Annotated in this window: 11 protein-coding genes; 2 read left to right on the forward strand and 9 right to left on the reverse strand. The window is 58.9% G+C overall.

Going from position 1 to position 19,414, the window contains the following annotated elements; translation table 11 throughout:
• Nucleotides 1-4: 4 nt before the first annotated feature.
• Nucleotides 5-958 (reverse strand): DMT family transporter, encoded by a 954-nt coding sequence (locus OQ273_RS11975; protein ID WP_267990735.1) that lies wholly within the window; start codon nt 956-958, stop codon nt 5-7.
• A gap of 63 nt (nt 959-1,021) precedes the next feature.
• Nucleotides 1,022-3,331 carry a xanthine dehydrogenase family protein molybdopterin-binding subunit gene (locus OQ273_RS11980; RefSeq protein WP_267990736.1) on the reverse strand — a complete coding sequence of 770 codons (2,310 nt, stop codon included), beginning with the start codon at nt 3,329-3,331 and terminating at the stop codon, nt 1,022-1,024.
• A gap of 182 nt (nt 3,332-3,513) precedes the next feature.
• Between OQ273_RS11980 and pepN the strand changes: the two genes are divergently transcribed.
• Together pepN and OQ273_RS11990 are read left to right on the forward strand one after the other, a co-directional pair.
• Entirely contained in the window at nt 3,514-6,162 is a 2,649-nt protein-coding gene (gene pepN, locus OQ273_RS11985; protein ID WP_267990737.1) for an aminopeptidase N, read from the forward strand.
• A gap of 213 nt (nt 6,163-6,375) precedes the next feature.
• Entirely contained in the window at nt 6,376-8,703 is a 2,328-nt protein-coding gene (locus tag OQ273_RS11990) for a PAS domain-containing sensor histidine kinase (protein ID WP_276562317.1), read from the forward strand.
• Between the two features lie 15 nt (nt 8,704-8,718).
• On the opposite strand, the gene OQ273_RS11995 is transcribed toward OQ273_RS11990, so the two are convergent.
• The 7 genes from OQ273_RS11995 to OQ273_RS12025 all read right to left on the reverse strand — a co-directional run bounded on the left by OQ273_RS11995 (nt 8,719) and on the right by OQ273_RS12025 (nt 19,413).
• Nucleotides 8,719-11,679, reverse strand: a complete 2,961-nt coding sequence (locus tag OQ273_RS11995; RefSeq protein ID WP_267990739.1) for a bifunctional [glutamine synthetase] adenylyltransferase/[glutamine synthetase]-adenylyl-L-tyrosine phosphorylase — start codon at nt 11,677-11,679, stop codon at nt 8,719-8,721.
• Nucleotides 11,680-11,682: 3 nt separating this feature from the next.
• On the reverse strand, nt 11,683-13,086 hold the full coding sequence (locus OQ273_RS12000; protein WP_267990740.1) for a sensor histidine kinase: 1,404 nt from the start codon (nt 13,084-13,086) through the stop codon (nt 11,683-11,685).
• Nucleotides 13,087-13,089: 3 nt separating this feature from the next.
• Nucleotides 13,090-13,809, reverse strand: coding sequence for a response regulator transcription factor (locus OQ273_RS12005; RefSeq protein ID WP_271292106.1), 720 nt, complete (start codon nt 13,807-13,809; stop codon nt 13,090-13,092).
• A gap of 133 nt (nt 13,810-13,942) precedes the next feature.
• On the reverse strand, nt 13,943-15,463 hold the full coding sequence (locus OQ273_RS12010) for a Do family serine endopeptidase (protein ID WP_267990742.1): 1,521 nt from the start codon (nt 15,461-15,463) through the stop codon (nt 13,943-13,945).
• A 210-nt stretch (nt 15,464-15,673) separates the two neighbouring features.
• Complete coding sequence (locus OQ273_RS12015; protein ID WP_267990743.1) at nt 15,674-16,915, reverse strand: bifunctional alpha/beta hydrolase/OsmC family protein; 1,242 nt, start codon at nt 16,913-16,915, stop codon at nt 15,674-15,676.
• Nucleotides 16,916-16,948: 33 nt separating this feature from the next.
• Nucleotides 16,949-17,377, reverse strand: a complete 429-nt coding sequence (locus tag OQ273_RS12020) for a cytochrome c-type biogenesis protein (RefSeq protein WP_267993086.1) — start codon at nt 17,375-17,377, stop codon at nt 16,949-16,951.
• Between the two features lie 50 nt (nt 17,378-17,427).
• Complete coding sequence (locus OQ273_RS12025; RefSeq protein ID WP_267990744.1) at nt 17,428-19,413, reverse strand: heme lyase CcmF/NrfE family subunit; 1,986 nt, start codon at nt 19,411-19,413, stop codon at nt 17,428-17,430.
• Nucleotide 19,414 lies beyond the last annotated feature (1 nt).

Genomic DNA, 19,414 nt, shown 5'->3' on the forward strand with positions numbered 1-19,414 from the left:
ACCGCTATCCCTGCGGCGTCGTGAACCGCCGCCCTGCCCTGCGCTCCACGCCCAGACGATGCTCACGGACAATGATGTAGAGACCCGCGCCAACCACGATGGCGGTTCCGATAATCATGGACCATTGCGGTATATCGCCGAAGAGGAAATAACCGATTACGATGCCGAAGACGATCGACGTGTATTCGAACGGCGCGATGGTCGATACCTCCGCATGTCGATAGCTCTGAGTCAGAAGGATCTGTCCCAGACCACCCAATACTCCCGCCATGATCAACAGGGTCAGCATGCGAGCGTCAAGCGGCACCCAGCCAAAAGGCAGCGAAAGCAATGACAACATGGTTGCCGACAGCGAGAAGTAAAGCACGATGGTGGGCGTGCGCTCGGTCTCGACGAGACGGCGAACGAGGATCATGGCGAATGCGACAAGAAAGGCGGAGACAAGAACAGCCACCACGCCTCGTGTCTGACCGTTCTGCCAGAACTCTCCGTCGAAAATCGTCAGCAAGGGCCAGGATATGACCATGACGCCCACAAGGCCGACGGTGACCGCAGACCAGCGATAGACCCTGATCGTCTCACCCAGTACAAGCGAGGCCAGAACCACCATCAGCAGCGGCCTGGCATATCCAAGAGCGATCGCATCCGGCAGCGGCAATTGTGTCAGCCCGTAGAAACCGAAGCCCATCGCCGCGACACCAACCATGCCCCGCCAGATATGGCGAAGCGGATACCTGGTAACAAAAGCCGTTGATAGCTGCCGCCGCGCCGCCAGATAGATCAGCACGGGTATCATCGCCATCGAAGAGCGGAAAAAGACGATCTGCCCAGGCGGAACGCCGTCGCCCGCCGCCTTGACGCAGGTTGCCATGGCAACAAAGAAGACAACGGACGCCAGCTTGAGGCCAATGCCGGTCAACTGATTGACACGAACACCTTGTCCGGCAGCCTCATTCATCACAGTGCTTTGCGGCGCAGGATACGCCCGGTGTGATGATCTGAAGCAACCGGTTGACCATCATCATGCATCCGCTGCCTGCTGGATAGTTTGCCATATCCTTTGCGGCGTGGTGGGCATCTCGATATGGCGAATACCATAGGCCCGGTCGAGTGCATCGATCACCGCATTGAGCGCTGCCGGACAGGCGCCGATGGTTCCGGCTTCGCCTGCACCCTTCATGCCCATGGCATTGGTTGTCGACGGGATGTTGTACGTTGTAAAGTCGAATGACGGCATGTCGTCCGCCCGCGGCATGGTGTAGTCCATCAGGCTGGCGGTCAGGAGTTGTCCGTCCTCGCCATAGATCACGCCTTCGAGCAGGCATTGGCCAATGCCCTGAACCGCGCCGCCATGCACCTGCCCCATCAATAGGGTCGGATTTACAACCATCCCGAAATCGTCAACGATGGTGTAGGCAATGACCTCGCACTTTCCCGTTTCCGGGTCGATTTCGACCTCGCAAATATGCGTGCCGTTGGGATAGGTCGCTTCATCCTGCTTGATGTCAGCCATGGCCTTGAGCTGATCGGGATCCTCCGCAGCGGCGGCGATCTCCTTGTAGGAGATCGACTGGTCGGTTCCGACGACTTTGGCCGCGCCGTCAACAAGCTCGATATCGTCCACGGATGCTTCCAGGCGGTCCGACGCGATCTTCCGCATCTGCGTGGCGAGCATCTCGCCGGCCCGGTCAACGGATACACCGCCAATCGGTATCGACCGTGAACCGCCGGTGCCGCCGCCGCTGTCGAGATCATTGGTATCGCCCTGCTTGACGATGATCTTGTCGAAATCGATGCCGATCCGATCCGCAATGAACTGGCTGTAGGCCGTCACATGCCCCTGCCCGTTCGATTGCGTTCCGATATGAAGCGTCAGGGTTCCGTCGCCATTCAGATGCAGATGTGCCGGCTCAGAACCGGCAAACGCACAGGCCTCGATATAGACCGCAGTGCCGAAGCCGCGGATTTTCCTCCGCGCCTTGGCCTCATCTGCCCGGGCCTCGAAACCGGCCGCGTCTGCGCGCTCAAGCGCTTGGTCCAGATGTTTCTCATAGTCGCCAACGTCATAATTGCGGCCTGATGCGGTGACATAGGGAAACTGTTCGGGCTGAATGAAGTTGCGGCGGCGAAGATCCGAGATATCGATCCCGGTTTGCCGAGCGCATGCGTCGACAAGGCGTTCGATCAGAAGGGCCGCCTCGGGCCGCCCGGCGCCGCGATAAGCATCAACGGGGGTCGTGTTGGTATAGACACCTTCAATACGCAAATGGTGGATACGGATATCATAGACGCCGGTCGCCATCATTGCGCCGAACTGCGGCACCATTGGACCGAAACCGTTAAGGTAAGCCCCCATATTCGCTTTGACATCTATGCGCAGGGCCTGGAAGCGCCCATCTTCATCCACCGCCATCTGCGCCTTGACGAGATTGTCTCTGCCATGGGCATCGGCGACAAAGTGCTCGGAACGATCCGAGAGCCACTTGACCGGCCGTCCCAGGCGGCGGGCGGCCTCCATTGTCAGCGGGTATTCGCGGTAGTTGTGGATGCGGGTTCCAAAACCGCCGCCAACATCGCCCGAAATCACCCGAATCTTTTCCGTTTCCATGGAAAAAATATCGCGAGCAAGCGTGTTACGGATATGATGAACGCCTTGTGAGCCGGTCGTCAGGGTGAAGCTTTCTTCCTGTGAATCCCATTCGGCCAGTGCACCGCGCGGCTCCATATAGTTCGCGACGAGGCGGTTGTTCGTATAGTCGACTTCAATGATGTGCGCGGCGTCTTTGAAGGCTGCGTCGGTTTCGGCCTTGTCACCCTGCTCGAAGGCGTAGACGCGGTTTGTACCAAGTTCCGGCCACAGAAGCGGCGAACCCTCCGACAGCGCCGCCTCCATATCCGTGACCGCTTCGCCGTCCTCCCAGTCGATCTCAATCAGTTCTGCGGCATCCTGCGCCTGCCTGATCGAATCGGCCACGACAAAGGCAATCGCGTCACCGACGAAGCGCACACGATCCTTACAAAGGAGCGGTGTTTCGCGCGTTTCATTCTTTGTGCCGTCTGGCTGCTTCACCTTCACGTGGCAGCGAATGTCTCCGAGGTCGGCCACATCGGCGGCAGTCATGACAAGATGCACACCATCGCTGGCCAAAGCCTCTTCCACAGAGGCGATCGTGAAATCGGCTGCCGCATAGGGAGACCGCACAACATAGCCGTACAGCTGATCCTGTTTGTTGAAGTCGTCGGTATACCTGCCCTGGCCACGAACCAGAGCATCATCTTCTTTTCGCAGCGCGGAGGCCCCAACGCCGAACTTCGGTGTCACGATATTCATCTGAAAACCTGCGATTAGGAAATGTAAGGCGGAACAGGTGCCCCGTCCTGCACAGTTATAGAGCGCGGTCGCGGCCTTGTCACGTTGCCGGGCTAAGCACAGTGCGGTTGTTTGCAATTGACGCAGCAGCCGATGCGGGACTATGGCATGAGCTGCGACAGCAGAAAAAAACGGGTAAAACCATGAAAACCGACACCGGGCAGGACGTACGCCTTGAGGATTACAGGCCAACCGATTTCGAGATCGAGACGGTTGACCTGACCTTCCGGCTCGACCCGGCCCAAACGCGTGTCACCAGCCGAATCGCCCTTCGTCGCCGCTCCGGCACCAAAGCCGATGTGCCGCTTGTTCTGGATGGCGACGAACTCAATCTGGTCGCACTCAAGATTAATGATGTGGCCGCCGACAATGAATGCTTTGCGGCAACGCCGTCCAGCCTCGAGATCCGCGACCTTCCGGAAACGGAAGTCTTCACGCTGGAAATCGTCACCGAAATTGCGCCGGCGGAAAACACCAAGCTCATGGGACTTTACCGGTCCAACGGAGTTTACTGCACGCAGTGCGAAGCCGAGGGGTTTCGCCGGATCACCTATTTCCTTGATCGTCCGGACGTGCTTGCCGTCTTCACGACGTGCATCGAAGCGCCGACGAATGACGCTCCCTTGCTGCTTTCAAACGGCAATCCCGGCGAAACAGGCGAACTCGGTGACGGCTGGCATTTCGCCGTCTGGCACGATCCACATCCCAAGCCCTCCTATCTTTTCGCGCTGGTGGCGGGTGATCTGGCGGTTGTCAGGGACTGGTTCGTCACGCGGTCGGGAAAGCCGGTGGTGCTGGAAATCTATGTCGAGCACGGCAAGCAGATACGCGCGAACTACGCAATGGACGCTCTCAAACGCGCCATGAGCTGGGACGAGGAGCGTTTCGGGCGCGAATACGACCTGAGCGTTTTCATGATCGTGGCCGTGTCGGATTTCAACATGGGGGCCATGGAGAACAAGGGCCTCAATATCTTCAACGATAAATATGTGCTGGCCGATTCCGATACGGCCACCGACGCGGACTACGCCAATATCGAGGCGATTATCGCGCATGAATATTTCCACAACTGGACGGGAAACCGCATCACCTGCCGCGACTGGTTTCAACTGTGCCTGAAGGAGGGCCTGACGGTCTACCGGGACCATGAGTTTTCGGCCGACATGCGTTCGCGCCCGGTCAAGCGCATCGCAGAGGTCCGGCTTCTGAAGGCGCACCAGTTTCCTGAAGACAGCGGACCGCTCGCTCATCCGGTGCGTCCCGAGCACTACAGCGAAATCAATAATTTCTACACGGCCACGGTTTATGAGAAGGGCTCGGAAGTCGTGCGGATGCTGGCGACAATTCTTGGTCCGACGGAGTTCAAGGCCGGTCTTGATCTTTACTTTTCGCGTCACGATGGCGATGCGGCGACGATCGAGGATTTTCTCAAATGCTTTGAGGACGCGAACCAGGTCAAACTCACGCAGTTCGCCCTGTGGTACCGCCAGGCCGGTACGCCGGTGTTGACGGTCAGCGCGCGGTTTGACGGTCGTGCAAGAAAGCTGATGCTGGATATCGAGCAATCGGCTCCGGCGACACCCGGCCAACCCAAGAAGAGACCAATGCACATTCCCTTGCGCTTTGGCCTGATCGATGCCGATGGCGCAGAAATCAAAACCTCGGATATCGAGGGCATCGATGTCACCGGCGACGTTATGCATGTCAAACGGCGCGCCCATAAGATCGTTATCAGCAAGGTCAGGAAACGGCCGGTCATCTCGCTGAACCGAAGCTTTTCCGCGCCGATCAATATCCACTTTGAACAGGGAACCGAGGACCTGTTCCATCTCGCACGTTTTGAAACGGATGCCTATTCACGCTGGCAAGCGCTCAATGAGCTGGCTCTACGCGGGCTTATCGCCGCCACGGGCGCCGTACGTGACGACACGGATATCGTACCGGACGAAGCACTGGTCTCGGGCATTATCGCCAGCCTTGAAGACGGAACGCTCGAGCCGGCGATGCGTGCACAGGCCGTATTGCTGCCCGGCGAGGCCGATATTGCCCGGGAGTTGGGCAACAATATTGATCCGGATGCCATTTTCGAAGCGCGCAACGGTGTTCTGGACATTGTCGCCATGACCGGAGCGGACGCGTTTGACAAAGTCGCCGATGGCTTCACACCGAGTGGTCGCTACACCCCGGATGCTGAAAGTGCCGGAAAGCGCGCACTCTATCTCGCCGCGCTTGATTACCTGAGCCGCATCAGTCTTCCCGCAGACGCTTTGCTGCCGATCTTCCGTTCTGCCGACAACATGACCATCATGGCCGGCGTACTGGCCATTCTCGCCCATCGCTTCCCTGAAACCGCGGCGGCAGAAACCGCCCTGGCGGAGTTTGAACTGCGTTTCAGGGAAAATCCGCTGGTGATCGATAAATGGCTTCAGATACAGGCGACCATCCCGGGACAGGCAACGCTTGCCCGCGTCAAGCAGCTCATGGGCAGCAACCATTTCTCAATCGAGAATCCCAACAGGGTCCGTGCATTGATCGGCAGTTTCAGCGCTGGCAATCCAACCGGCTTCAACAGGGCAGACGGGGCGGCCTTTGCATTCCTTGCCGGACTGATCATTGAACTGGACGCACGCAACCCGCAGGTCGCCGCACGTATCCTGACGTCGATGCGCTCCTGGAAATCGCTTGAACCCGTGCGCCAGGAAAAAGCGCGTACCGCGCTTGTCGCCATATCCGAGCAGCCGTCGCTGTCCCCCGATGTGCGCGACATAACGGACCGGACACTCGGTCAATAACGCCCTCTTCCACAGGGTGATTTGCCTCACTGTTGGCGGGTCGACCCGGCGCAGCCGCTGTTCAGTGTTGCGTTCAGGCTGAATTTCCCAGCGATATTAGAGGGTTAAAAAAGAATTAATGAGGGGGCTGGACAAGGCGAATCACCTTTGATTCATTAGGGCAGGTTCGGACATGCGGCTGCCGAATCACTTTTGAGTACGCAGGTGGGACAGATGGCAGAAGCGCGGCAAGCGGGCGCTACTGAACGAGGGAGTCTATCCGGAGTGCGCGACGGCCAGGATTGGCGGTCCGACCTCGCGGGTCATGCGAAGATCTTCGCCGAGCCTGCCCATAGCCGCCTGGTGAAGGCTGAGCCCTTCCTCAAACGGTCTATCCCGATCCTGATCGTTGCATTTCTTATCGTCATCGCGACGGCGCGCATGGTCGACCTGCTGGAGGAACGCAACCGGCTGGAAGACGGCGCCCGGCAGGCAACAGCGCTCACCGCAGTTGCTGCAACGGCGATTTTGGCACCGGACCGGTCAGCGCTTGCATCGCAGCATCGCTGGAACGTGGAGCTTCGCATGGGCAATGCCCTGCCTTCCACCCTCATTACCCATGGTCGCTTCGTATTGGTCTCAAACATCGATGGCCGGGTTTTTGCCGCCACATCCTATGGCAACAGCTTCGTGGGACGCAGCCTTGACCAGATCGTTCCGGCCTCTTCGCCGCTGAGCCTGTTCGGAGTACGCGCCGGGGTTCATGAAGTCGAATACCGGGGACAGAGCTATTTTGCGGCGCAATCGCTCCTGCCCGCCGGTGGCAGCGTTACGGTTCTGACACCGGTGTCGCGGGTTATCGGGCCCTGGAAACAGGAGGTCTCGGTGAATGTGACACTGTTTGCCGCGACATCCAGCATCCTGCTGATCATCCTTTACGCCTATTTCTCGCAGGCATCGCGGGCTCGTAACGCGGACGAAATCTATCTGGAGGCCCACCATCGCGTCGACACCGCGCTATCGCGCGGGCGGTGCGGGCTTTGGGACTGGGATCTTGATCGCGGCGGCCTCTACTGGTCGCGATCGATGTACGAGATACTCGGTCTGGCGCCGCGCGATTGCGTGCTTTCTCACGCTGAAGTCGCCAAGCTTGTCCATCCGGACGACCGCAGCCTCCTGGACATCGCCCGTACCTCCTCGGGTACAAATGCGCAGCAACTGGATCACACGTTCCGCATGCGCCATGCCGATGGACACTATGTTGTCCTGCGCGCGCGCGGGCAGATTACCGGCGGCCCCAAAGGAGCCCGGCATCTGATCGGCATTGCCATGGATGTCAGCGAGCAGCAACGGCTCGCCCAACGCACCGTCGAGGCAGATCAGCGCCTGTTCGAAGCCGTCGAAAGCACCTCCGAAGCCTTTGTCCTTTGGGACCGGGACAGCCGGCTGGTCATGTGCAACTCGAAGTTCCAGCATATTTACGGTCTTTCTGACGAGGCCGTCCTGCCCGGGGCGGACAAGGCCAGCGTTCTTGCCGCGGCCGACCGGCCCGTGGTGAAAAAGACAATCGCCGCCTCGGATGGCCCCACACATGCCAAGAGCATGGAAGTGCAGCTTGCCGATGGCCGCTGGCTTCAGATCAACGAACGGGCGACACGCGATGGCGGTTCCGTGTCGGTCGGCACCGATATCACCCAGCTCAAGCGGCATCAGGACAGGCTGCGCGACTCCGAAAAGCGCCTGATGGCGAGCATTGGCGACCTTTCTGCATCGCAAAGCCGCTTGGAGGAAAAGGCTGTCGAACTCAGCGACCTCAATGCCAAATATCTGGCGGAGAAAGACCGGGCCGAGGCGGCCAACAAGGCCAAATCGGACTTCCTGGCTAATATGTCGCACGAATTGCGCACGCCGCTGAACGCCATTATCGGCTTTTCCGAAATCCTGCAGAGCGGCATGTTCGGCCCGCTCGGATCGGACAAATACTGCGAATATGCCGACGATATCAACAATAGCGGCAAGCATCTGCTCGGTCTGATCAACGATATCCTCGACATGTCCAAGATCGAGGCCGGTCAGCTGAACCTGGCCTGCGAGCGTGTGGATATCGCGCCGCTTATCGAGGAAACGTTGAGGCTTGTTGCCGTTCAGGCCGGAGCCAAGTCCATCAAGCTGGATTCGAAAATCTCCGCCGGACTGACGCTTCATGCGGACCGCAGAGCGATCAAGCAGGTCGTCTTGAACCTGCTCTCAAATGCCACGAAGTTCACCGAGGACGGCGGCAGGATCCTCGTTCGTGCCCGCAAATACTCAGATGCGGTGACGCTGACGATCGAAGACACGGGTATCGGCATTCCAAAACGCTACATGAAGCGCATCGGACAACCTTTTGAGCAGGTTCAAAACCAGTTCTCCAAGAGCTGCGGCGGATCGGGGCTGGGCCTTGCCATTTCCAGGGCACTTATCGCCCTTCACGGCGGGGCGATGAAAATCCGCTCGACTCCGGATGTGGGAACAATCGTCTCGTTGCGATTGCCGCTGAACCCTCAGAAAAAATTCAGCTGACCGCAACACGTAGGGTCAGAGCAGTTGTCGCTCATGCACGATCTGTATGAAGATGTGTCGCACATCCGCCGAGACGTCCTTCAATTCTGCTTCCAGAGTTCCGATGTCCGGAAAGTCAACGCCCCTCAGCATCAGTTCCTTGAATGCCTGAGGAGAGGTCTCAGGATCGAACGCGCCCTCAAGGCACAGCCGGACGATTTGCGATATCTGGGTGTAAAGTCCGAGTGCCTCGATGAGCCTTGCGCCGGCATCCCCCCCGATCATGGACGGCGCCAGAGCTTCCAGAACGGCTTTTGTCTGCGTACCCGGCCCATCTTGCGTCTGATCGAGACGCGAGGCGTGCAAACGCAGGAACTGGGCAATGAACTCGATATCGATCAATCCTCCCGGGATCAGCTTCAGGTCCCAGATACTGGCAGCGGGTTTTTCCTTTTCGATGCGCTGGCGCATTTCCTCGACATCGGAGGCGGTTTTTTCGATATCGCGTTTGCGGGACAATATTTCCGCAAAGAACCCCCTCGCCTCGTCCGCAAGCGTCTCATCGCCAGCGACAATACGTGCGCGTGTGAGCGCCATATGCTCCCAGGTCCAAGCCTCTTCCTGCTGATATTTCCTGAACGACTTGATGCTGGTTGCTACAGGTCCCTTGTTTCCTGACGGGCGCAGCCGCAAATCCACCTCGTAAAGAACGCCCTCGGCCGTCGGTGCCGACAATGCGGACACAAGCCGCTGGGTAAAGCGGGCATAGTAGCGAACCGGATCGATCGGCTTGGCGCCATCGGACTCCATGCAATCAGGGTCATGCGCATAAAGCAGGATCATGTCGACGTCGGATTCGGCGGTCATCTCAAGACTGCCGAGCTTGCCAAGACCGACAATCGCGGCCTGCCCGCCGGCGATACCCCCATGAGCCGCTTCCATCTCGGAGCGGACTGCACTCATCGCGGCCTGAATAGACAGATCGGCCAGGTGCGAAAAGGCCCGCGCCGCCCTTGCCCCATCAATGGCGCCCGTCAGCAGACGCACGCCGATCAGGAACTTTTGCTCCGACGCAAAAATCCGCAGGCGGTCCAGGACCTCCTCATGGGCAAGATCACCCTCCAGGAATGCTTCGAGCCGCTCCGACAGGCGCGCGCGCGTCGGCAATTCCGACAGAAGCGTCGGATCGAGCATGCCGTCGAAAACATGCGGCCTTCGGCTGATGATATTGGCCAGTTTCGGCGCCGATCCCATGATGCTGACAAGAAGCGACATGAGACCGGAATTGTTGCCGAGCAGAGAAAAGAGCTGAATTCCCGCAGGCAGGCCGGACAGGAAAGCGTCGAATTTCAGCAAGGTTTCGTCGGCCCTTCCGGTATCGGCAAATATCTGCAGCAATTGCGGCATCAGTTCCGTCAACCGCTTGCGCGCTGCCGCGGTCTGGGTCGCGCGGTAGCGGCCATAGTGCCAGGTCCGGATCACGCGCGACATGTCGGAGGGGCGTTCAAAGCCCATCTTGCTCAGCGTTTCAATGGTATCGGGATCGTCCTCGTCCCCGGTAAAGACGAGATTTCCAGAGCCGGCGCTCAGACCCTTTTCATGTTCGAACAGCCGCGCATAGTGTTTTTCAACCAGCTTCAGTGTTGCCGTCAGCCGGCGCGCGAAACGCTCGGTCGTCTCGAAGCCCATGAGCTGTGCAATCTCGCCCAGCTCTTCTTCATTGTCCGGCAGGACATGGGTCTGTTCATCGCGGCGCATCTGGATACGGTGCTCAATATCGCGCAGGAACCAGTATGCATTGCGAAGCGAGCGCTGTGTTGTCGCGTTGATCCAGCCGGCTTCCGCCAAGGCTCCAAGTGTCTTTTCGGTGGGCTTGGTGCGAAGGGCAGGCATACGCCCGCCGGCGATCAGTTGCTGGGTCTGGACAAAAAACTCGATCTCGCGAATGCCGCCACGGCCGAGCTTGACGTTGTGCCCGTAAACCGAAATCTCTCCAAAGCCCTTGTGGGCATGGATCTGGCGCTTGATCGAATGAATATCAGCAATCGCAACATAGTCGAGATATTTGCGGAAGATAAACGGCGTCAGCTCCCGGCAAAATGTGCTGCCCGTCTGGAGATCACCGGCAGCGACATCGGCCTTGATATAGGCCGCGCGTTCCCAGTTCTGTCCCCTGCCCTCGTAGTAATTGAGCGCCGCATCATAAGGCAGCGCCAACGGTGTCGAGCCCGGGTCCGGCCGCAGCCTTAGATCGGTGCGGAACACATAGCCGTCAGCTGTGCGCTCCTGCATGATGTGGATGAGCCGCCGCACCATGCGCGACAAAACATCGGTGGCCTCGTCACGATCAACGACAATTGCGGCCTGGGGATCGTAGATCACAACAAGGTCGATGTCGGAGGAATAGTTCAGTTCGCTTGAGCCCAGCTTTCCCATACCGATCACTGCAAGGCCACTGCCGCGACTGGGGTCATCCAGATCCTTAAGGAGCACTTTTCCAGCATTGTGCGCCGTCAGCAGCAGGTGATTGACGGTCGACGAGACACAGGCGCGCGCAAAGGCGCTCAGCCATGCGGTGATTGTGCGTGTGTCGAGGCGGCGGCCGAGATCGAAAAGCGCGAGCGAGAAAGCAAATTGCCGCTTCAGCCGGCGCAGGCTGCGCATGAGGTCCACCTCAGCGGCATCATCGCGCCAGGCCCCCTTGGCCCGCTCCACCAGTTCATCCAGCAAGGACTCCGGATTGCCGTCGAATGTCGGCAATACGCATTCGGGATGCGTCAAGGCGATCTCGCGCAGATAGGGGGAGAGGCTCATCGCTGTCAAAAGAAGCGTGCGTTCCGGTGAATCGGCTTCCAGAAAACCGCTCAGATCGTCCTGCTCGGCGGCGGCACTGCGCAGGTCGCTCAGATGCTCCTGCCATTGCTGCGGTGAAGCGGGCCTGACCGGCAATATGTCATCGCTGTCTGTGTTCGCGTCCGCCGGCTGCGCATTGCTCACCTTCTAACTCCGCATATCAAATACCATCCTGGCGCAAAGGCCACATTGCTCATTCTCACAGCAGTTGACAAGCTCAAGACGGCCGCCATGCAGATCCATGATCGCATCGACCAAGCTCAAACCAAGCCCGGTTCCGGGTATTGAGCGGCTCTCGTCCAAACGAACGAAACGCTTCACAACATTGGTACGCATGGTCTCGGGAATACCGGGCCCGCTATCGGCAACAGACAGCACAACGCCGCTGCCTGCGGCGTCAAGGCGCACCTGAATGCGCGGCGTCCCTTCGCCGTCGGCTGAGTATTTGATGGCGTTATCGATCAGATTGGTTAGCGCCTGTCCAATCAGTTCCCGGTTGCCGGTGACCTTCACGCCATCATCAATACGGGTCGACAACGCGACACCCGCCTCCTCAGCCACAGGCTCATAGAGCTCCGCGACGTCGTGCGCGATCTGGGTGAGGTCCACCTCACTCATTTCGGCAACGGCGGCACCGGCCTCGACGCGCGAAATCATCAACAGGGCATTGAATGTCCGGATGAGCTGATCCGATTCTTCAATCATCTCCTGCATAGCCTCGCGATAGGCCTCGGTGTCCCTATCGCCCGCCAGCGCTGCCTCCGCGCGGTTGCGCAGGCGCGTCAGCGGCGTTTTCAGGTCGTGGGCGATGTTGTCTGAGACCTGGCGCAAGCCCTCGTTCAGTTTCTCGATCCTGCCAAGCATGGCGTTCAACGCTTCCGACAGGCGATCGAACTCGTCCCTGCTGCCGCTGACGGGAAGCCGCTGACTGAGATCGCCGGCCATGATCTTGCGGCTTGCCTGCGACACGCGGTCGATCCTTTGAAGTGCGCCACGGCCGATAACGAACCAGATAACGAGAGCGCCGATCATCATGATGCCGAGCGCCATGGCGAGCGAGCTGCGGACCATGGTACGAAAACGCGTCGGCTCGCCGAGGTCCCGTCCCACCAGGACGCGCATGCCATTGGGCAGGAAAATCACTTGCGCGAGCGCTGCGTGCCCCGGTGTTCCCTCCGGCTGGTAGAATCGCCTGTAGGTAAAGGGGCTCTCCGTCCAGCCCTCGATATCGAGTACACCGGCCTCAAGGCTCTCAACATTGCCGGCAAGAATCCGGCCGTTTGTCGACGCAATGATGTAGAGATTGGCTCCTGGCTCCCTGGAGCGGCGATCCATATGCCCGATCAGCATCGAAACGCCGCCACGGTTATAGAAGTTGCCAAGCACCTTCAACTCATCCTGAACAATCTGGCGGGTCTGTTGGGTCAGAAGGCTTGAGGTCAGGTCGGTAACGTAAAACACCAGTGCGACGGCGCAGATTGAAAACAATCCGAGATAAAGCGCCGACATCCGAACGGCGGTTGTCCGCAAAAGAGTGCCGAAGCGGCTCATACCCTACCCGTCGGCTTTGAGGATGTAGCCCGCGCCCCTGACCGTGCGCAGCAAGGCCTTGTCAAAACCCTTTTCGATTTTCGATCTCAGGCGCGAAATGTGAACATCGATCACATTGGTCTGCGGATCGAAATGGTAATCCCAGACATTTTCCAACAGCATGGTGCGGGTGACCACCTGCCCGGCATGTTTCATGAGGTACTCGAGAAGCCTGAACTCGCGGGGCTGAAGATTGATCTTCTTACCGGCACGGCGAACTTCATGGGCCAGCCGGTCGAGTTCCAGATCTCCGACTTGATACACCGTGTCGTTATCACGCATGCCCTTGCGCCGGCCCAGCACCTCGACACGCGCCAGCAACTCGGAGAAGGAATAGGGTTTGGGAAGATAGTCGTCGCCGCCCGCACGCAGCCCCGTTACCCGGTCATCGACCTGACCGAGGGCGGAAAGAATCAGAACCGGCGTATCGATCGACTTCTCGCGAAGCTCCTGGACGATGGAAAGGCCATCGCGCTTGGGAAGCATGCGATCGATGACCATCACGTCGTATTTGTTTTCAGTCGCCAGGTAGTAGCCGAGGTCGCCGTCACTCGCATGGTCGGTCACGATGCCGGATTCATTGAAAGCCTTCACCAGATAGGCGGCTGCCTCCAGATCATCTTCGATAACCAGAATCTTCATGTCCGGTATTTTAGGCGCATATTCCGATGAAAAACAAACCATAAGATTTCAGCCCGCGCCGACGCGTCTGCGACCCTCCCTCAAAAGGAAGGACAGCGGGTCGATGGGAGACCCGCTGTCCACAGAATCGGGCGGTTGGCCGGGGGCGACATTAATGACCGCCCACCCGATCTGTCTAACCTGTGGCAACCGGCAGAGCCACGAACCGGCTGCTGTCCTGGTTGCTCAGTTGGAACAGGACTGCCTTGCGGCCTGCCTCTGCGGCTTCTTCAACCGCTTGTGAGAGCTCCTTGGCGGTCCTGACATCCGTATTGTTTACGGCGACGATCATGTCGCCTTCGCGCATGCCGCGTTCTGCGGCGGCGCTGTCCGGCTCGACCTTTGTGATGAGAAGGCCGTGACCATCGTCCGCCGGCATCACGGTAAGGCCGAACTCTTCCAGATAGTCTCCGTCGCTGGTCTTTTTCGGACCGTCGACCGCAGCCTCTTTGCGCGGTTCCGCCAGAGTGCCGATTTCAACCGAGACGGTGCGGCTGTCACCGTCACGCCAGATGGTGAGTTCAGCATCCTTGCCCGGATCGATCGCGGCGATCTTGCGTGCAAGATCGCGCGGGCTGTCAACGAGTTCGCCGTCGACGGCCGTCACCACATCACCAGATTTCACTCCGGCCTCGATGGCCGGCGATCCGTCCTGAGGTTCTGTCACCAGAGCGCCCTTTGCCTCGCTCAGTCCAAGCGATTCGGCGATATCCTCAGTCAGTGGCTGAATCTGAACACCGAGCCAGCCGCGCTCCACCGAGCCGTCCTTGATCAGATCCTGAACAACCTCATCGGCCAGTGATGCGGGGATCGCAAAGGCAATGCCGACATTGCCGCCCGAGGGCGAAAAGATTGCCGTGTTGACGCCGATGACTTCGCCCTCAAGGTTGAAGGTCGGGCCTCCGGAGTTGCCACGGTTCACTGCGGCATCAACCTGAATGAAATCATCATAGGGGCCGGAGCCGATATCACGTCCACGTGCCGAAACGATGCCCGCGGTGACGGTGCCGCCCAGTCCGAACGGATTTCCGACAGCCACAACCCAATCACCGATACGGGTCTTGTCGTCCTGATCGAAGTCGACATAGGTAAATTTACGGTCGGCATCGATGATCTTGAGAACAGCAAGATCCGTGCGATAATCCTTGCCGATCAGCTCAGCCTCAAGCTCCGTTCCGTCATGCATGATCACCGTGAACTCGCTGCCATTGTCGACAACATGGTTGTTGGTGACCACAAGTCCGTCATCAGAGATGAAGAAGCCGGAGCCCTGGGATACGGGGCGGACATTGGGACGGCGTTGCTGAGGCTGATCCTGATCACCCCGCTGACTGAAGCGGTCGCCGAAATCACGGAAGAACCGGCGCATCGGGTGGTCCTCGGGCAGATCCTCAAAGCTTGGACCGCCAAAGTTGAAACCGTCTGATGAAACCGGTTTGACGTCCGAGCGCACACGAACGGATACGACCGCCGGGCTTACGGCTTCAACAACATCGGCAAAGCCGGGTTCCTGGGGTGCCTGGACTCTGACTGCATCAGCATATGCTGACTGAACGCGAGCCGGAATGCCGCTGGCCATCATCGCCGCGGTAAGACCCAGAACGGCTGTCGTGGTCAGCAATCCATTGCGGGAGACGCGGTATTTGAACTTTTTCATTTAATGACGTCCTCTGACTGTCTGTTCAGTCCCCTCTAGAACGACAGATAGTGAGAGGCACCTTACGGTCGCCTATCCAAAATATGACAAATTTGTAATCTTCGGGCTATCGACCGGAAAACGACGCTTCAGCAGCGGGTTGAAGCGGTTTGTATCATCACGATTTCGTGCAATTCGACGAGAGTTGGAGGTCAGTCAACCTGTGCGCCGTCACTCTTCATCAGGCAGGGTGACCCTGGTCGCGATCTTAGACGATGATTCGAGAGTGCGATGCACCGGGCATTTGTCGGCAATTTCCTCAAGCCTGCCGCGTAATTCCTCCGAAACCGCACCGTCAATGCGAATGACGCGCTCGAACCGGTCGATGCGTCCGCCCTTCTGCTGCTCTTCCTGCGTACACTCCACGCAATCGGTGGCGTGGATCTTGGCGTGTGAAACATCGACCGTTATGCGGCCGAGCTCCGCCTTTTTGTGGTTTGCGTACATGCGAAGGGTCATGGAAGTGCAGGCGCCGAGTGCGGCGGAGAGGAAGTCATAGGGCGATGGTCCTGAATCAAGCCCGCCGACGCTGACCGGTTCGTCGGTAAACAAGCGGTGGCGGCCCGCATGGACGGTGTTTTGAAACTTGCCTTCGCCGGTTTCAGATACGCGAACAGCCTCAACGTCCGTTTCTCCCTGCGGCGTGTCCTCTTGCAGATATCGCGACGCCCAGGTCGCAATCGTTGCTGCCGCATAGGCAGCATCCTTGGCCTGGCTGACAAGATGGTCGGCGCCATCCAGGGAAACAAAGCTCTTGGGATGTTTGGCCGCTCCGAAGATGGATGCGGCATTTTCGATGCCAACGGTCTGATCGATCGGAGAGTGAAGGACCAGAAGGGCCTTGCGCATGGTCGCGATGCGTTCGCTCAGAATACTTCCGCGCACATCGTCAAGAAACTGCTTCTGAATAGTAAAGGGACGCCCGGCAAGTTGCACCGTCGCTTCACCGCGCTCCTCGATTTCCTCCAGTTTGGAACCGAAATTGTGCACGACATGCGCAACGTCGGCGGGTGCGCCGACGGTCGCCACTGCCTTGACCTCGGGTATATCGCCCGCCAGCGCAAGCACGGCGGCACCACCGAGCGAATGACCGATCAGAATCGACGGGGCCTCGTAATTGTCGCGCATATAGTCGACCGCGGACATCAGATCAGCAACGTTGGAGGAAAAGTTGGTAGAGGCAAACTCGCCTTCACTGGAGCCAAGGCCTGTAAAGTCGAAACGAAGCACGGCAATACCGGCCCGTGCAAGTTCCGCCGCTATGCGCTTGGCGGCGAGAATGTCCTTCGTGCAGGTAAAACAATGGGCAAAGAGAGCATAGGCACGCACATGGCCCGCGGGAATATCCAGCCTTGCCGCAAGGGTTGCGCCTGAATGGCCGCCGAATTCTGTCTTGATGGAGGTTGCCGTCATATCCATGCTCCCGGTTGAGTGGGAACAAGGCTATCAGGTCTCGTGATCACGGGAACTTAAAACTTTCCTGAGATCGGCTTCCTCGTCTTTGGATAGCAGCGTGCCGCCGGATGCCGTCTTGCCACGCCCGGCATTCATGAACAGGTACGCCAGGCCGCCAAGCAGGACAATGGCCGGCGTTGACCAAAGCAGTACCGTCTGTACCGACAGGCGAGGCTTGAGCAGGACAAACTCGCCATAGCGCGAGACGACATAGCCAATAACTTCGTCATCGCTGTCGCCTTCAACCAGGCGCTGACGCACAAGAACACGCAAATCCTTGGCAAGTTCGGCGTCAGATTCGTCGATGGACTGATTCTGGCACACGAGGCAGCGCAACCCGGCGGAGATATCGCGCGCGCGCTCCTCGAGCGCCGGATCGTCCAGTATCTCGTCGGGCGTGACCGCCGATGCAGGCGTCATCCATATCGACGCCCCAAGCAGGACCGCACCCCATATGGCGGCGGCGCGGCTCAAGCGCTTTGCTCCGCGGTTGTCTTTCGTTTCTTGCTCGCTACCGGCGCGCCGATACGCAGACGACGGTCCAAAAGCGAAACAATCCCGCCGATCGACATGAATATGGTTCCGTACCAGATAAATGTGACCCATGGTTTCCACCATACCCGAACGATCGACGTTCCTTCGGGCGTTTCATCGCCAAGCGAAACATAGAGTTGGCTCGGCCCGGTGGTCATGATACCCGCCTCGGTCGTCGGCATCTGCCTGGCGGTGTAGACGCGTTTGGCCGACATGACCTCGCCATAGGCAACACCATCCCGGGAAACAGAAAAACGACCCTGCAATTCTGTGTAATTTGGTCCGTTATGCGGCTGGAGGCCCTGGAATTCGAGCTCGAACGGTCCGCTCTGAACCTTGTCTCCCGCTTTCATGGAGGTAACGAGTTCGGTCGAGAACGCGGTCACGGCGACGATACCGATAACCGTAATGCCGAGACCAAAATGTGCCAGCGCCGTGCCGAATGCCGAGCGGGGCAAACCCTTCAGGCGCTGCCAGAATACAGGAACCGTCACGCGGCCTATGCCGGCGCGGTAGGCAAGATCGGTCACGCTTCCGGCGAGCAGCCAGACACCGATGGCGATGCCCAATGCCGCCAGAACGGGCGCGCCTGTTGCAAAATAGATGACGCCAAGCGCCGTCAGAAGAGCTATCCCGGCGGCGGCATAGAGGCGCTGCGTCACGGCGAGGATATCACCGCGTTTCCATGCCAGCATCGGACCGAACGGCACGGCCAGCAGCAGCGGCACCATCACCGGTCCAAAGGTGAGATTGAAGAAGGGCGGCCCAACAGAGATCGTGTCCCCGGTTATCGACTCAAGCACCAGCGGATACAGCGTGCCGACGAGAACAGTCGCTGTCGCCGTCGTCAGGAAAAGATTATTGAGAACCAGCGCGCCTTCACGTGATATGGGGGCAAACAGCCCGCCATGGGACAGGGACTGGGCGCGAAGGGCAAAGAGTGCAAATGCTCCGCCTATGAACATGACGAGAATGGCCAGGATGAAGACGCCGCGTGTCGGATCGGTCGCAAAGGCGTGCACCGATGTCAGTACGCCCGAACGCACGAGGAAGGTACCGAGCAGTGACAGCGAGAACGTCATGATCGCCAGCAGCACGGTCCAAATCTTCAGCGCTTCTCGCTTTTCCATCACCAGTGCGGAATGCAATAGCGCGGTGCCCGCGAGCCACGGCATGAAAGAGGCGTTTTCGACCGGGTCCCAGAACCACCAGCCGCCCCAGCCGAGTTCATAATAGGCCCAGTAAGACCCCATGGAGATACCGGCAGTCAGCGCGGTCCATGCAGCAAGCGTCCAGGGACGCACCCAGCGTGCCCAGGCGGCATCGATACGCCCCTCGATGAGAGCGGCGACGGCAAACGAGAAACAGACTGAAAACCCGACATAGCCGAGATAGAGCAGCGGCGGATGGATGGCGAGACCGATATCCTGCAGGATCGGGTTGAGATCGCGGCCCTCTATGGGCGCCGGATTCAGCCGGTTGAAAGGGTTCGAAGTCAGGAGAACGAAAAGCAGGAACGACGCGGTGATCCAACCCTGAACCGCCAGCACATTCGCCTTCAGAACCGCCGGCAGATTGGCGCCAAAATACGCAACAAGGGCGCTGAAGAAGACGAGTATGAGGATCCACAGCAGCATCGAGCCTTCGTGGTTCCCCCAAACACCGGAGATCTTGTAGATCATCGGCTTTAGGGAATGGGAATTCTCCCACACGTTCTGAACCGAAAAATCGGACGTCACATAGGAGATCGTCAATGCGGTGAAGGACAGCGCGACCAGCGCGAAGGATGTCACGGCTGCCGGTGGTGCGACGGCCATCAGCGCCGCATCGCCGCGCCTGGAGCCTATGATCGGAAGAACCGATTGCAAAAGCGCGATGGCGAGCGCCATGACAAGTGCATAGTGGCCGAGCTCGACAATCATG

The sequence above is a fragment of the Hoeflea prorocentri genome, assembly GCF_027944115.1.
In the GTDB taxonomy this organism is placed as follows: Bacteria; Pseudomonadota; Alphaproteobacteria; order Rhizobiales; family Rhizobiaceae; genus Hoeflea_A; species Hoeflea_A prorocentri.

Bases quoted from the DNA above. Each gene is read 5' to 3' on its own strand.
- OQ273_RS11975 (WP_267990735.1), bottom strand. From the start codon at position 958: ATGAATGAGGCTGCCGGACAAGGTGTTCGTGTCAATCAGTTGACCGGC.
- OQ273_RS11980 (WP_267990736.1), bottom strand. From the start codon at position 3,331: ATGAATATCGTGACACCGAAGTTCGGCGTTGGGGCCTCCGCGCTGCGA.
- pepN (WP_267990737.1), top strand. From the start codon at position 3,514: ATGAAAACCGACACCGGGCAGGACGTACGCCTTGAGGATTACAGGCCA.
- OQ273_RS11990 (WP_276562317.1), top strand. From the start codon at position 6,376: ATGGCAGAAGCGCGGCAAGCGGGCGCTACTGAACGAGGGAGTCTATCC.
- OQ273_RS12000 (WP_267990740.1), bottom strand. From the start codon at position 13,086: ATGAGCCGCTTCGGCACTCTTTTGCGGACAACCGCCGTTCGGATGTCG.
- OQ273_RS12005 (WP_271292106.1), bottom strand. From the start codon at position 13,809: ATGGTTTGTTTTTCATCGGAATATGCGCCTAAAATACCGGACATGAAG.
- OQ273_RS12010 (WP_267990742.1), bottom strand. From the start codon at position 15,463: ATGAAAAAGTTCAAATACCGCGTCTCCCGCAATGGATTGCTGACCACG.
- OQ273_RS12015 (WP_267990743.1), bottom strand. From the start codon at position 16,915: ATGACGGCAACCTCCATCAAGACAGAATTCGGCGGCCATTCAGGCGCA.
- OQ273_RS12020 (WP_267993086.1), bottom strand. From the start codon at position 17,377: ATGACGCCTGCATCGGCGGTCACGCCCGACGAGATACTGGACGATCCG.
- OQ273_RS12025 (WP_267990744.1), bottom strand. From the start codon at position 19,413: ATGATTGTCGAGCTCGGCCACTATGCACTTGTCATGGCGCTCGCCATC.